Raw genomic sequence first — 13,164 nt, forward strand, 5'->3', positions numbered from 1 at the left:
CCCGTTTACGGGCCATCTTTCAACATCAGGAACGATGTATGTTCAATTCAGAGAATTTCATTGCCGTAGACTGGGGCTCAAGCAACCTGCGCATTTGGGTCTATCAACAGAATCAATGTGTCTGGCAACACGTCAGTCAGAATGGGGTACTCAAACATCAACCAGGTGTATTCAAAGACACCTGGTTAACACTGCTCAGTTTGTGTCCGCGGCCATTAAACACAGATACAACCGTCATAATGAGCGGAATGGTGGGCAGTAATATCGGGTGGGTAGATAGCCACTATTTACGCTGTCCAACCCCGTTAAGTGCATTATCACAGCATCTAACAAAGGTTGAAGATGCGGGCCCTTTTCCCACTTTCATCGTTCCTGGCCTGCAAATTGCCGGGCCGGAAAACTACAACGTTATGCGTGGAGAGGAAACTCAGCTATTTGGCGCCTTAGCTGATGGGAACTGGTACGTATTCCCGGGAACACACAGCAAATGGGTGCAGGTACAAGAGAGTAACGTCTGCAATTTTCAAACCGTCATGACCGGCGAGTTTTTCCACTTACTTTCACACTACTCCATCGTTGGGAAAAACGCCGAGGAACAAAACAAGAACGAACAGGCTTTTTTAGCAGGAGCCGAACGCGGCTGGCAGGAAACATGTTTATCCCGCAGCCTATTTGATCTGAGAGCCAGAATACTCACCCATGCGTTGTTACCCGATACGCTTTACGAATCTCTGTCAGGGTTATTGATTGGCCATGAAATAGCACAAATGCTACAGCACTATGCCATTAACACTGAAGAAGAAGTCATTCTGGTGGGCAATGACGATTTGCTCAGCCGCTATCAAAGCCTGTTTCATCATTTCGGTTATCGCTGTCGGCTGTGTAACGGTGAAAAAGCATTTATTAATGGCATCAGGAGACTTTTAAATGAATAGTCGTAACCCTTTGGTCGCTATTTTACGTGGGGTGAAGCCCGATGAAGTGCTGGCCCATATTGATGCACTTATCACAGCCGGATTCAGCACAATAGAAATACCGCTGAATTCGCCAGACTGGCAACGTAGTATTGCTCTTGCCGTGGAACATTATGGTCATACAGTAAAAATCGGTGCCGGAACGGTCACTAATGTCAGTGATGTCAGCACACTCTCTTCGCTGGGATGTGCATTTATCCTTACGCCCAACACCGATCCGGAAGTAATTGATACTGCGCGAGCGGCCAAAATGACCACCTGTATCGGCTGCCAAACAGTCAGCGAAGCATTTGTTGCATTCCGGCATGGCGCGGACGGATTGAAAATTTTCCCTGCGGGGGAACTGGGACCGAATTACATCCGGGCATTAAAAGCCGTTTTGCCTCCTCAAGTCCCTTTGTATGCCGTTGGCGGAATTAGGCCAGACAATTTGTCCCATTACCTGAAGGCAGGTTGTTTCGGTGCCGGCTTAGGCAGCGATCTGTATCGTGCCGGACAATCTATCCACCAAACAGCCGCAAATGCGAAGGCATTTATCGAGGCTTACAATACTTTCTGTCAGTCTCAGGCATAAAAAAGCCCGCCATTAAGGCGGGCAAAAGTTACCAATGCACACTTAACTCAAGCAACTTTCAATTGTTGAATCTTTTTCTCACGGCGAATTTTACGTTCTTCAAACACGGCCACGATGGCCATCAGGCAGATACAGCCGATGGCGGCGGTATCCAGCGCGGCAAAGGTGCCCGCCCAGCCGGTGAGACCGAAAATCGGCGTGCCGTCGGCAATCATCCCGAGCCCCAGCTTGGCGAAGCTGTCGCCAATCAGGTAGGCGAAGGTGCCTTTAATCCCGTCGGCCGCGCCGATCGCTTTTTTCGGCACAAATCCGACGGCGGCCACGCCGATTAACAACTGCGGGCCAAACACCAGGAAGCCGAGCGCAAACAGCGAAGCCAGATAGACGTACTGGTTGCTGGCGTGCTGGTAAACACCCAGCGTCGCGATGATGAGTGCCAGCGCCACGCAGGCCACCAGCGCACGACGACCGTTAGCGAGATCGGAGAGCCAGCCCCACAGCAGCGTGCCGACCAGCGCGCCCACTTCGAACAGGGTAAAGCCCTGAATTGCCACCTCTTTGGAGAGTTTTAGCTCCTGGAAGGCGTAGACGGTGGACCACTGGTCGATACCGATACGCACCACGTACAGGAAGATGTTGGAGAAGCACAGCAGCCAGATCACTTTGTTTTTCAGCACGTACTCAACAAAGATCTGCCATTTGGTCATCTCGTTTTCTTCGGTCTCTTTGTCCTCTTCGCTGATCTCCTCGCCGAACAACTCTTCGGCTTTACCGAGGCCATAAGATTCCGGGGAGTCGCTGCCGTAGCGCAGGCCGATAAAACCGACAATCAGGGCAATAATCGACGGGAAGATAAACATACCGATGACGTGGCCATCGAACAGGTAATTCGCGCCGAACAGCGCGACACCCGCCGCACCCGCACCGCCGAGGTTGTGGGAGATATTCCACATGCCGAGGTAGGAACCGCGCTTACGGCGTGGCGTCCACTTGGTGATGGTGGAATAGCTGCACGAGCCGCCGGTGCTCTGGAAGAAACCGCTCAGCGCGTAGAAGGCAATCATCAGGAACAGGCTGGTTGACCCCGCGCCCATGCTGGCGCTGAAGCCAAGCATACAGATGGCGGAGAGGATCAGCATAAACGGCAGGAACTGCTTGGTATTTTTGCCGTCCGCGTAGTAGGAAACCACGGTTTTACCCACGCCATAGGTGATGGAGAAGCCGAGGCCAATCATCCCCAACTGCGTCATGCTCAGCCCGTAGGTGGAGATCATGTCGTTTTGCGCGATGTTGAAGTTTTTGCGGATCAAGTACATGGTCAGGTAGCCGATAAAGACCACCAGATAGGACTGCATGAACGGTTTGAACCACATTTTGCGCCGCGCATCGAGCGGCAGATCCAGGGTCGGCTTGCGCACCTGGTTGAGAAAGGCCAGCATTTGACACTCCCGAGCTGATTTTTACCTGCGAATGGCAGGCATTGTAAAAATCAGCCGGGAGACACGCCTGAGACAGCGTCCAGGTGAAACCGGGAATATTTCTTAGTTTTGCCTAACTCGGGGCAAAAAGGTGAGGTGCATCACGCTTCGTTGAGATCGCGCGGTGCCTGGGCGTTTAAGAACGGCAGCAACAGCAGTGCTGAGATGCCGGCCGCGATGGCGATCACCACAAAGAATCCGCTCCAGTGCCAGACCTCCATCACTTTCGCCAACGGCCAGCCAGAGAGCGAGGCCCCCAGATAAGCAAACAGGCCGACAAAGCCGGTCGCCGCACCCGCCGCCTCTTTGTGCGAGCACTCCGCCGCCGCCATGCCAATCAACATCTGCGGGCCAAAGACGAAGAAGCCGGTGGTGAAGAAGCACGCCGCCTGCATCACGTAGCTGGCAAATGGCATCAACCACAGCGAGCCCACGGAGAGCAAAATTCCGGCGGCGAAAATCAGGTTCATCGGCCCACGATTGCCGTTGAATAGCTTGTCCGAGCCCCAACCTGCAACCAGCGCGCCGATAAACCCGCCCAGTTCAAACATGGTGACGGCGGTGTTGGCGGTGACCAAATCGACGCCGAGCGTCTCCGACATATACAGATTGCCCCAGTCGTTGATCGCCGCGCGTACCACGTACACCAGCACATAGCACAGCGACAACAGCCAGATATATGGATTGAGCAACACATATTTGGTGAGGATCTCTTTACGAGTTAACCCCGCGCCCTCCTGCTGCTGGGCGATTTCCAGCTCATCGTGCCGCCAGTCGCCAATCGGCGGCAGACCAATCGCCTGCGGCCTGTCGCGCAGCCGCCAGCAAAGAAAAACGCCCACCACGATCGCCAGCGTACCGGCAATCATCATCCCGGCGCGCCAGCCGTAATGCAGCGCTGCCGCCGCCATGACGATCGGAATCAGCGCGCCGCCGACGTTGTGCGCGGTGTTCCAGATTGCCCACCAGCCGCCGCGCTCATTGCGCGAATACCACGCGGTGAGCAGTCGGGCGCACACCGGCGCGCCCCAGCCCTGGAAGAAGGCGTTCAGCGCCCACAGTACGGCAAAGGCCCAGACCGAGGTTGAGAAGCCGAACAGGATGTTAACCACGCCGGTAGCGATAAGCCCAATGCCCATAAAATAGCGGGCGTTGGAGCGATCGCTAACAATGCCGGAGACAAATTTCGACAGCCCGTAGGTGATGTAAAACAGCGTCGCCAGCAGGCCAATATCGCTGCGGGTCAGCACGCCGCTGGTGATAATTTCCGGCACCGCGGCGTTAAAGCTTTTGCGCGTGAAATAAAACAGCGCGTAGCCGAGCCAGATAGTCAGCAGGATATGCCGCCGCCAGTAACGGTAGCGGGCGTCCACTTCCTGCTTGTCGGTGATAAGCGGCGCGCTGGCCGGAGCTTTTAAAAACTGAAACATGGCCGTTCCTTAGGCGTAGCGCTGGGGCAGCGACACGCTGACGCGCGTGCCGTGCATACAGGAAATCGTGAGTGAACCGCCGAGCGCCGTCACCCGCTCGCGCATCCCGGTGAGGCCGAAACCCTGCTGGTTCGACCCCGGCGGCAGGCCGCTGCCGTCATCTTCCATCACCAGCATCAACCGCTCATCCTGCTGCCAGCCCTGGAGAGTCACCGCGCTGGCGTTGGCATGCTTCACAATGTTGTTCAGCCCTTCCTGACAAACGCGAAACAGCGTCACGCGCTGGCTTTCGCTCAGCAATGACTCATCAATTCGCCAGTCAAGGTGGCTGACGATACCGCGACTTTCCAGCTCCATTTCGCGCATCAATGAACGGATGGCCTGTTCCAGCGTGAGATCGTCAAGCTGGCGCGGTCGCAGGCGACCCAGCAGGCGGCGCACCGAATCGTACACGCCCAGAGACAACTGCTCGATATGCGCCCCGCTTTGCTTAACGCCCGCGTTCTCGGGGGCCAGGCGCTGTACGATACCCGCCTGCGTACGAATGGCGGTGATGGTCTGGCCGATATCGTCGTGCAGCTCGCGCGCCACGTCGCGGCGCACGCTCTCTTCGGTCTCCAGCAGACGTTCCGCCAGCCGATGATTACGCGCCAGCTCGTTTTGCAGCGACTGGTTAAGCTCACGCAGCCGCTGAATACCCGCGCCGAGCAGTAGCCCGGTCAGGCTTTGCACCAGCAGCGAGAGCAGTAAATCGACCGGGTGATCGTGCCAGGTCTGGCTGGCAATCAGCGCGATGGCGTTCATCAACGTCGCAATCAGCGCGCCTTGCCAGCCGTAATGCCAGGCGAGCGCAATAATCGGTAAAGCGAGACAAAACGGCGTAAAGCGCGAAAGTTCGGCGGGCAAACCGAGCTGTAGCCACAAGCTGACGGTGAACAGCAGCAGGTACCAGACCAGATGTCGCCCGCGCCAGTTCACCGGCTGTGACACCAGCGCCGGGCCGAGCGGCAGCCAGGTGGTGCTGGTGAGGTAGTGCCAGAACACCAGGCAGATCGGCGCCAGCGTTAATCCGCCGGTCAGGGTCAGTAACAGCGCATTCCACGCTTCCTCCCCCTGCCCCAACCACGGCAGCGATTGCAGCAGCGCCGCCGCCGTCAGCGCTGCGCCCTGCAACAGCAACGTGCGCCAGTCGCGTTGATGGCGGTATCGCGAAATCAGCATCACCGGGAGTAGCGTGAGGGCGCTTCCGATCATCAAAAGTAGCAAATGGGCCAGCGCCACCTCCTGCGCCAGCCAGTACATCAACAGCCATTCCGCGCCCAGCAGCACCGGCCAGTAACCGCGTGGACATTGCAGCATTAATCCCAGACGCAGGCCAAACGGAAACAGCAGTACCGCCAGCTCCGGACGTTCGACCAGATGCAGGCTGATGCTCCACAGGCAAAACCACGCGGCGGAAAAAATAAAGAAACAGGCGACAACGGTAATCAACCGGGAGAAAAGTGCGTTCATTGCCAGCCGTCAAACATCCGGCGCGCCAGTTCAACATCGTTGCTGACGTTCAGCTTTTCCATCAGGTTGGCGCGATGAACGTGCACCGTTTTCGGCGACAGCCCCAGCTCGGCGGCAATCTCTTTCACCGCCATCCCCTGCGCCAGCTTCTCCGCCACTTGACGCTCACGTTTGGTCAACGGATCCTGACGCCCGGCCGCCAGCTTGACGGCGATGTCCGGCGTCAAATAGCAACCGCCGGTCGCCACGGTATGCACCGCCGCAATCAGTTCATCCGGGCTACAGCGTTTTGAAAGAAAGCCACGCGCGCCTGCGTTGAGCGCCTGCTCGACCAGTGCCGGGCTATCGTGGACGGAGAGCATGATGATCGCCATCCCTTTTGGCAGTTGGCTGAGTAGCTCCAGGCCCGAGATATCGGGCATCGAGATATCGCAAATACACACCTGCACGCCGCGCCCCGGTAAACCGGCCAGCGCCTCGCGCCCGGAGCCAAATTCCGCCACAACCTGCAAATCAGCTTCCAGCCCCAGCAGTTGGGCAAAGCCGGAGCGGACGATAGTGTGGTCGTCGATAAGGGCGATGGTGATCATGGGCTTGTCCTGGGGCCGGGAAACGCCTGATGGCGCTGCGCTTATCAGGCCTACGGGCAGGTAGGCCGGATAAGGCATTTATGCCGCCATCCGGCAAAAACGCTTACCTTAACGATAAGCGCTTTGGTGTTCAAGCCTTGAGCGATCAGGCTATGCCTGTCGTGACGGTAAATGTCCGGGTGTGCTGCGGTTCTATTTCAATCAAGGTGCCATTGCGTTGTGCCGCCAGGAATCCTTCGGGTCGACAGGTTGCAGGCAAGGCGAATGCCGCAACCTGTTGATCGCCGTTATACAGGATCCATCGCGTCACATAATTCAGCTCCGCGCTGGAGAAGCGTGTAACGAACGTGGTGCCATCTGGTGCTATCATGCTAAATTCCGGCTTATCTGTGTACCTGTCCAGTTGGTCAGCAAAGAAGACAATTTCTGGATCGTAAAAATGGGGTTCATTGAGCCGCGCCAGAGAAGCCTCGCCCTGCACAATCCGCTGATTAAACGCCAGCCATTGCTCAGTCGGCTTAACATGCGCGGGTATCGACTCACGCAGCTTCATGGCCTCATCCGGAATATTCTGGCTGAAGGAGGCTTCCGGTACGTAGGCATAGTTCATATGGCACATGTACTGCAACGGCATTGCCACTGAGGCGAGGTTGGTAACCGCCATCTGAATATCAAACAGCGCGCTCGCTTTGTGCATTACCACCGCAGGATGCGCCTGATAATGATGACCGAACCCCATCACATACTCATAGCGTCCACCCACGTGCAAATTCTCACCCTCCAGATCCAGCCAGGCTTCATCCATCGCGGCACAAGCCATTTCACCGTGCAAAGGATGTGAATCTTCTGGCGATGGGCAACCATTAGCCAACAGACCTGAGTGGAAGGCAAAACAGCCGTAGGTCGCCACCACTTCCGCCGCCGGTTTCGGCTGACTGAACATGTTACGCATGGTCAGGTCATGGCCATCAAACTGAGCATCCCAGATCATTTGCCCCATCCAGGGCAGAATAACCAGATGTCCACGACTGTTTTCTACCTTCAGCCCTTCCACTCCGCTGGCGTAACGAAATGCGGTAACCGTGAAGTCGCTATTCTTTAGTAAGATTCGCGGATGCTCTGCAAAGAGTTCTCGCCACAGCGTTATACGTGTTGTCATGATCGCTCTCCTCAGGAAACTGTCGCTTCAGCCAGGTTGTTGCGCACTTTGCTTTCACGCCAGAAGTAGATACCGACGTACACGAAGCAGAGCATGGAAACCAGGAACGAAAGTTGCAATGAATGGAACATATCAGCCACATAGCCTTGAATCGCCGGAACCACCGCCGCGCCGACAATCGCCATAACAATGACGGCACCTGCCATTTCGGTATGTTCGTTATCCACGGTATCAAGCGTACCGGCATAGATTGTCGCCCAGCAGGGTCCAAACAGGACACTTACCAGCACTGCGACATACACAGCGCTGAAACTTGGCGCCAGTGCAACATAGATGAGGAACAGGGCACCAATGATGGAATAGAGAATCAGCACTTTTTCCGGATTGAAGCGTGTCATCAAAATGTTGGCGATAAACTTGCCGATAAAGAAGCAGGCGAAGCTATAGACCATGAAGGTTGAGGCGTCGCGCTCGTTGATATCACCTAATTCCAGGGCCAGACGGATGGTGAATGACCACACCGCGACCTGCATCCCCACATAAAGAAATTGCGCCACAATTCCGCGACGGAAACGGGCATTGCTGGCCAGATAACGCAGTGTATCCATCGCTGACGGGCGTTTACGACTCGTGGTTTGCGCGACTTTACAGGTCGGGAAGCGGGTCAGCAGGAATAACACCATCACCACAACCAGCACCATAATCATGTACTTGTATGGCTCAAGAGTATTTTCCAGCATCATCACTTTAAAGTTATGGATCTGCTCGGCGTTCATCCCGGCCATCTGTTTTTCCAGGCTTTCGCCTTCAGAGAAGACCAGATATTTACCCAGCAGAATACCAGCCGCTGCGCCAATAGGATAAAAGGTCTGGCTGATGTTCAGGCGTAAGGTCGCATAGGCTTTTGGGCCTATCATTGAGCTGTAGGTGTTGGCTGCCGTTTCCAGGAAACTCAGGCCAATCGCAATCGCGAAAATCGCCGCAAGGAACATGGTGTAGGTGGCCATGTGCGATGCCGGGAAAAAGAGCGTACACCCAACGATATAAAGGGTCAGCCCCATTAAGATGGCGATTTTATAACTGGTTTTTTTAATCACCAGAGATGCCGGGATCGCAATTAAAAAATAGCCGCCATAAAAGGCACTCTGAACTAATGCCGAGGCAAAGTTACTGAGTGAAAATACACTTTTGAATTGCGTAATCAGAATATCATTTAATGCGGCTGCGCATCCCCATAACGGGAATAAACAGGATAACAAAATAAACTGGAACAGAGGGGTCTTATTCAAATAGCCGTCAGGCATCTGAATGATGTTTTTATCGTTCATAGTGCTACCTTTTATAGTGCAGGAGTATTATTCGTTTAAGGTAAGAAACTCATTAAATTGTTCGATGCTTGGATAAGATGATTGAGTGCCTTTCCCGGTAACGCTGAAAGCAGCGAAGAGAGCGGCTTTTTTCATGGCGGCTTCCACATCACCGCTTTGAACGTAATAGTGAGCAAAACAACCGATGAAAGCGTCGCCTGCGCCACTGGTATCGACAGCATTCACTTTAAACGCCGGAACATGGACTTCCTGGTCACGCGTCATCCACAGCGCACCTTTCTCACCCATGGTGACGATAATATTGTTCAGACCTTTATCAACCAGAGAACGTGCTGCTGCGCGAATATGGTCATAGGTATCTACTGACATACCGGTTAATATTTCCAGCTCGGTTTCATTCGGCACGAAAAAATCACATTTACAGGCATAAGACATATCTAATTCCCGTAATGCAGGGGCGGGATTTAGTAACACTTCAATACCGTGCTTTTTGCCGAATTCAATCGCGTGATAAACAGTTTCCAGCTGCACTTCCAGTTGCAGGATAATAAGCTGACATTTTTTCAGATCTTCCGCCGCACGATCGATATCTTCCGGGGAGAGAAATTTGTTCGCTCCTTTAATAATCAGAATGCTGTTGCTGGAGTTGGCATTAACAAAGATCGGTGCGACACCGCTGCTGGTGCAGGGTACCTTTTCGACATAGGTGGTATTAATTCCCCAGGATTCGAGATTGCGAATAGTGTTATCCGCAAAAATATCATCACCGACTTTTGTCAGCATCAGCACTTTGGAATTGAGCTTAGCGGCCGCAACGGCCTGATTTGCGCCTTTACCCCCGCAGCCAATTTTGAACGCCGGCGCTTCCAGCGTTTCCCCTTCTTTGGGCATCTGGTTGATGTAGGTGATGAGATCCACCATGTTGGAGCCAATAACCGCGATATCCATTTTACTACCTCTCAGAAACAATCACACAACAATGATATTAAAATAACATTATCATGTTACTTTTGTATCATTTGTGACTAGGATCGCGATTGGAAGATCATTTTATTGTTTATTTATTACGCTAAATGTTGCTATCCGATCACACTAAAAATGATGAAGTTGCTTACAATTGACTGAAAGTTAACTGGATATAATCAATAAAACGTGAAAAAACACGCTTTTATTTCCGAATAGTCAGACGTATAGTAATGCGGCAATGTCATGTTCTCAGAAACACAAAAATGTTACTGAAGGAACATGGAAATATGATTCGTGGAGAAGCACATGGAAACCAAGCAGAAAGAACGTATTCGACGTCTGATGGAATTGTTGAAGAAGACCGACCGAATCCATCTGAAAGAGGCGGCACGAATGCTGGAAGTTTCCGTGATGACTATTCGTCGGGATCTCAGTCAGGATGACGAGCCGTTACCCCTCACGCTGCTCGGTGGTTACATTGTGATGGTGAACAAACCTGCTACCATCGTTAACGCGCCACTCCCCGCGCAAAAGCAGTATCACCGCGACGATTTACCGATTGCCATTCTGGCAGCGGGACTGGTGAGTGAAAATGATCTGGTCTTTTTTGATAATGGTGCGGAAATGCCGTTGGTGGTCAGCATGATCCCGGACGATATTTCCTTTACCGGGATTTGCTACTCGCATCGGGTGTTTGTAGCGCTAAATGAAAAACCCAACGCCACAGCAATTCTTTGCGGGGGAACCTACCGGGCGAAAAGTGACGCCTTTTACGACACCAGCAATCCCTCCCCGCTGGATGCACTCAACCCACGGAAAGTCTTTATCTCCGCCAGCGGAATCCATGAGCATTTCGGCGTTAGCTGGTTCAATCCGGACGATCTGGCCACAAAACGCAAAGCGATGGAACGCGGATTACGTAAAATTCTGCTGACGCGCCACGCCCTGTTCGATGAGGTCGCCCCCGCCAGCATTGGTCCACTCTCCACCTTTGACGTACTGATAAGCGACCGTCCGTTACCGGCAGATTACGCAACCCACTGCCGGAACGGCTCTGTCAAAGTGATTACCCCGGATTCAGACGGCGACTAACTCACTCGAAGAAGACGGAGATTTTATTAAACATCGACGGGTCTGACTGGTTGCGGGCGACTTTCACCACATCTTCCAGTTTGTCGATCTGGCTTATCATCTGTTCCAGACGCTGATCGTCGTTGACCAGTAGCCAGATACGGCTCTTATCGCTGTCCTGGATCGGTAGGCAAAGAATACCTTCCACGTTGAACGCGCGTCGGGCAAACAGCCCACAGACGTGGGTCATTACGCCCGGATGGTTGCGTACGGTGAGTTCCAGGATTACGTTGTCATGAGTCTGCTGTTGCATGGCTTATTCCCCCACCATTTCAGTGTTTGCCGCGCCCGGCGGCACCATCGGGTACACTTTTTCTTCCGCGTCGATACGCACGTGGATCAGCGCAGGTCCAGGACGATTAATCATTTCCTGCAACGCTGCCTGTGGATCCGCTTCGTTATTTAAATCACAAGTTTCCAGACCAAATCCGGCTGCGATCTGCATAAAGTTAATCATCCCCGGATAGGTCGCGGCAAAAACACCCTGCTTATAGAACAGGCTCTGCTGCTGATATACCAGACCCAGCGCTTCGTTATTCATCAGAATGATTTTAATATCCAGCTGATTTTCGCTGGCCGTCGCCATTTCCTGAATATTCATCATCAGGCTACCGTCGCCAGAGAAGCACAGGACTTTTTTATCCGGGTTCGCCAGCGCCGCGCCAATGGCCGCCGGCAGACCAAATCCCATGGTGCCCAGACCACCAGAGGTCAGCCACTGGCGCGGACGGTTCAGCGGATAAGCCTGTGCCGCCCACATCTGATGCTGGCCGACGTCGGTGGTGATAATGGCGCTGTCATCCACGCAAGCCGCCACAGCGTTGATCAGCCCATAGTGACTGAGCGGGTCGCTTTCCTGCGGAATAGCGCAAGGAAACTCACGTTGTAAATCGGCCACCATCTGATGCCATGCCTCTCGCGGCTGGGCTGCAACCAATGGGATCAGTTGCGCCAGAACCTCATCGACATCCGCCTGAATCGCGACATGCGGCTGTTTGATTTTACCCAGCTCCGCACGATCGATATCCACGTGGATGATTTTGGCGTTCGGGCAGAACTGTTCGGTTTTACCAATCGCCCGGTCATCAAAACGTGCGCCCAGAACAATCAGTAAGTCCGCTTCTTGCAGAATAAAGTTGGTGCTGCGCGCGCCGTGCATACCCAGCATGCCTAACGACAGCGGATGCGCCTTTGGCAGCATGCCCAGCGCCATCAAGGTCATGGTGGTAGGCAGCATGGCTTTTTCGGCCAGTTCACGCACGCGTGCGGGCGCGTTAATCACGCCGCCGCCGAGGTACAGCACCGGACGCTGTGCGGCATTAATCATGGCCGCGGCATCGCGAATGCTGTCCTGACTGAACGCCGGCGCCGCCATTTTCTGCGCGGGTTCAGGCATCTCTTCAATTTCAAATACGGCGGTTTGAATATCCTTAGGAATGTCTATCCACACCGGGCCTGGACGTCCGGACTGCGCAATGCGGAACGCATCGCTCATGACCTGCGGTAATTCATTGATATGGCGGACCAGATAGTTGTGTTTGGTGATGGGGATAGAAATACCGTAGGTGTCGACTTCCTGGAAGGCGTCGGTACCGATCATCGAGGCCGGAACCTGCCCGGTGATACACACCAGCGGGATGGAATCCAGACGAGCATCGGCAATCGCGGTAACCAGGTTGGTGGCGCCCGGCCCGCTACAAGCCATACACACGGCGGGTTTACCATCGGTTCGCGCCATGCCTTGCGCGATAAACCCCGCACCCTGCTCGTGGCGCGCCAGGATATGACGGATTTTCGTGCTTTGGCTTAACGCGTCATAGACGGGAAGGATCGATCCGCCAGGGATACCGGTGACTACCTGGATTCCCTGACGTTCCAGGAAATGAACGATGAATTCTGCGCCCGTAAAACGCGTACGCTTGGATGTTATGCCCGAACTTGCCATGCTCCAGTCCTTTTATTCTGGGCCGTTGCTCCGGGCAGGTCTCTTAAACGAAAAACCCCGCCCGGTTTGCGCCGGCG

12 protein-coding genes are annotated in these 13,164 nt (G+C 54.0%); 3 read left to right on the forward strand and 9 right to left on the reverse strand.

Annotated features, from left to right (window positions below; all coding sequences use genetic code 11):
* Nucleotides 1-38 precede the first annotated feature (38 nt).
* Entirely contained in the window at nt 39-935 is an 897-nt protein-coding gene (locus tag OGV69_RS06410) for a 2-dehydro-3-deoxygalactonokinase (protein WP_069323668.1), read from the forward strand.
* Nucleotides 928-1,548, forward strand: a complete 621-nt coding sequence (locus tag OGV69_RS06415) for a 2-dehydro-3-deoxy-6-phosphogalactonate aldolase (RefSeq protein ID WP_038635651.1) — start codon at nt 928-930, stop codon at nt 1,546-1,548. The genes OGV69_RS06410 and OGV69_RS06415 overlap by 8 nt, the downstream gene beginning before the upstream one ends.
* A gap of 47 nt (nt 1,549-1,595) precedes the next feature.
* Here OGV69_RS06415 and uhpT read toward each other — a convergent pair whose 3' ends face one another.
* The 7 genes from uhpT to rbsK all read right to left on the reverse strand — a co-directional run bounded on the left by uhpT (nt 1,596) and on the right by rbsK (nt 9,993).
* Nucleotides 1,596-2,987 carry a hexose-6-phosphate:phosphate antiporter UhpT gene (uhpT, locus tag OGV69_RS06420; RefSeq protein WP_069323667.1) on the reverse strand — a complete coding sequence of 464 codons (1,392 nt, stop codon included), beginning with the start codon at nt 2,985-2,987 and terminating at the stop codon, nt 1,596-1,598.
* A 140-nt stretch (nt 2,988-3,127) separates the two neighbouring features.
* Nucleotides 3,128-4,456, reverse strand: coding sequence for an MFS transporter (locus OGV69_RS06425; protein ID WP_042311488.1), 1,329 nt, complete (start codon nt 4,454-4,456; stop codon nt 3,128-3,130).
* A 9-nt stretch (nt 4,457-4,465) separates the two neighbouring features.
* A complete protein-coding gene (gene uhpB, locus OGV69_RS06430) occupies nt 4,466-5,968 on the reverse strand; it encodes a signal transduction histidine-protein kinase/phosphatase UhpB (protein ID WP_038635661.1) in 1,503 nt (500 codons plus the stop codon).
* Complete coding sequence (gene uhpA / locus OGV69_RS06435; RefSeq protein ID WP_038635664.1) at nt 5,965-6,558, reverse strand: response regulator transcription factor UhpA; 594 nt, start codon at nt 6,556-6,558, stop codon at nt 5,965-5,967. The genes uhpB and uhpA overlap by 4 nt, the downstream gene beginning before the upstream one ends.
* A 145-nt stretch (nt 6,559-6,703) precedes the next feature.
* Nucleotides 6,704-7,717, reverse strand: coding sequence for an aldose 1-epimerase family protein (locus tag OGV69_RS06440; RefSeq protein WP_069323665.1), 1,014 nt, complete (start codon nt 7,715-7,717; stop codon nt 6,704-6,706).
* Nucleotides 7,718-7,728: 11 nt separating this feature from the next.
* Nucleotides 7,729-9,045, reverse strand: coding sequence for an L-fucose:H+ symporter permease (gene fucP / locus OGV69_RS06445; RefSeq protein ID WP_038635670.1), 1,317 nt, complete (start codon nt 9,043-9,045; stop codon nt 7,729-7,731).
* Between the two features lie 27 nt (nt 9,046-9,072).
* Nucleotides 9,073-9,993, reverse strand: a complete 921-nt coding sequence (rbsK, locus tag OGV69_RS06450) for a ribokinase (protein ID WP_069323664.1) — start codon at nt 9,991-9,993, stop codon at nt 9,073-9,075.
* A gap of 324 nt (nt 9,994-10,317) precedes the next feature.
* Here rbsK and OGV69_RS06455 point away from each other — a divergent pair, with 324 nt between their 5' ends.
* Nucleotides 10,318-11,103, forward strand: a complete 786-nt coding sequence (locus OGV69_RS06455; protein WP_069323663.1) for a DeoR family transcriptional regulator — start codon at nt 10,318-10,320, stop codon at nt 11,101-11,103.
* Nucleotide 11,104: 1 nt separating this feature from the next.
* Here the strand turns inward: OGV69_RS06455 and ilvN are convergent, their stop codons facing one another.
* Together ilvN and ilvB are read right to left on the reverse strand one after the other, a co-directional pair.
* Nucleotides 11,105-11,395 carry an acetolactate synthase small subunit gene (gene ilvN / locus OGV69_RS06460; RefSeq protein WP_038635677.1) on the reverse strand — a complete coding sequence of 97 codons (291 nt, stop codon included), beginning with the start codon at nt 11,393-11,395 and terminating at the stop codon, nt 11,105-11,107.
* 3 nt (nt 11,396-11,398) lie between these two features.
* Complete coding sequence (ilvB, locus tag OGV69_RS06465; RefSeq protein WP_069323662.1) at nt 11,399-13,087, reverse strand: acetolactate synthase large subunit; 1,689 nt, start codon at nt 13,085-13,087, stop codon at nt 11,399-11,401.
* Nucleotides 13,088-13,164 lie beyond the last annotated feature (77 nt).

The organism is Citrobacter sp. Cc139 (assembly GCF_030334645.1).
In the GTDB taxonomy this organism is placed as follows: Bacteria; Pseudomonadota; Gammaproteobacteria; order Enterobacterales; family Enterobacteriaceae; genus Citrobacter; species Citrobacter werkmanii.

Bases quoted from the DNA above. Each gene is read 5' to 3' on its own strand.
- OGV69_RS06410 (WP_069323668.1), top strand. From the start codon at position 39: ATGTTCAATTCAGAGAATTTCATTGCCGTAGACTGGGGCTCAAGCAAC.
- OGV69_RS06415 (WP_038635651.1), top strand. From the start codon at position 928: ATGAATAGTCGTAACCCTTTGGTCGCTATTTTACGTGGGGTGAAGCCC.
- uhpT (WP_069323667.1), bottom strand. From the start codon at position 2,987: ATGCTGGCCTTTCTCAACCAGGTGCGCAAGCCGACCCTGGATCTGCCG.
- OGV69_RS06425 (WP_042311488.1), bottom strand. From the start codon at position 4,456: ATGTTTCAGTTTTTAAAAGCTCCGGCCAGCGCGCCGCTTATCACCGAC.
- uhpB (WP_038635661.1), bottom strand. From the start codon at position 5,968: ATGAACGCACTTTTCTCCCGGTTGATTACCGTTGTCGCCTGTTTCTTT.
- uhpA (WP_038635664.1), bottom strand. From the start codon at position 6,558: ATGATCACCATCGCCCTTATCGACGACCACACTATCGTCCGCTCCGGC.
- OGV69_RS06440 (WP_069323665.1), bottom strand. From the start codon at position 7,717: ATGACAACACGTATAACGCTGTGGCGAGAACTCTTTGCAGAGCATCCG.
- fucP (WP_038635670.1), bottom strand. From the start codon at position 9,045: ATGAACGATAAAAACATCATTCAGATGCCTGACGGCTATTTGAATAAG.
- rbsK (WP_069323664.1), bottom strand. From the start codon at position 9,993: ATGGATATCGCGGTTATTGGCTCCAACATGGTGGATCTCATCACCTAC.
- OGV69_RS06455 (WP_069323663.1), top strand. From the start codon at position 10,318: ATGGAAACCAAGCAGAAAGAACGTATTCGACGTCTGATGGAATTGTTG.
- ilvN (WP_038635677.1), bottom strand. From the start codon at position 11,395: ATGCAACAGCAGACTCATGACAACGTAATCCTGGAACTCACCGTACGC.
- ilvB (WP_069323662.1), bottom strand. From the start codon at position 13,087: ATGGCAAGTTCGGGCATAACATCCAAGCGTACGCGTTTTACGGGCGCA.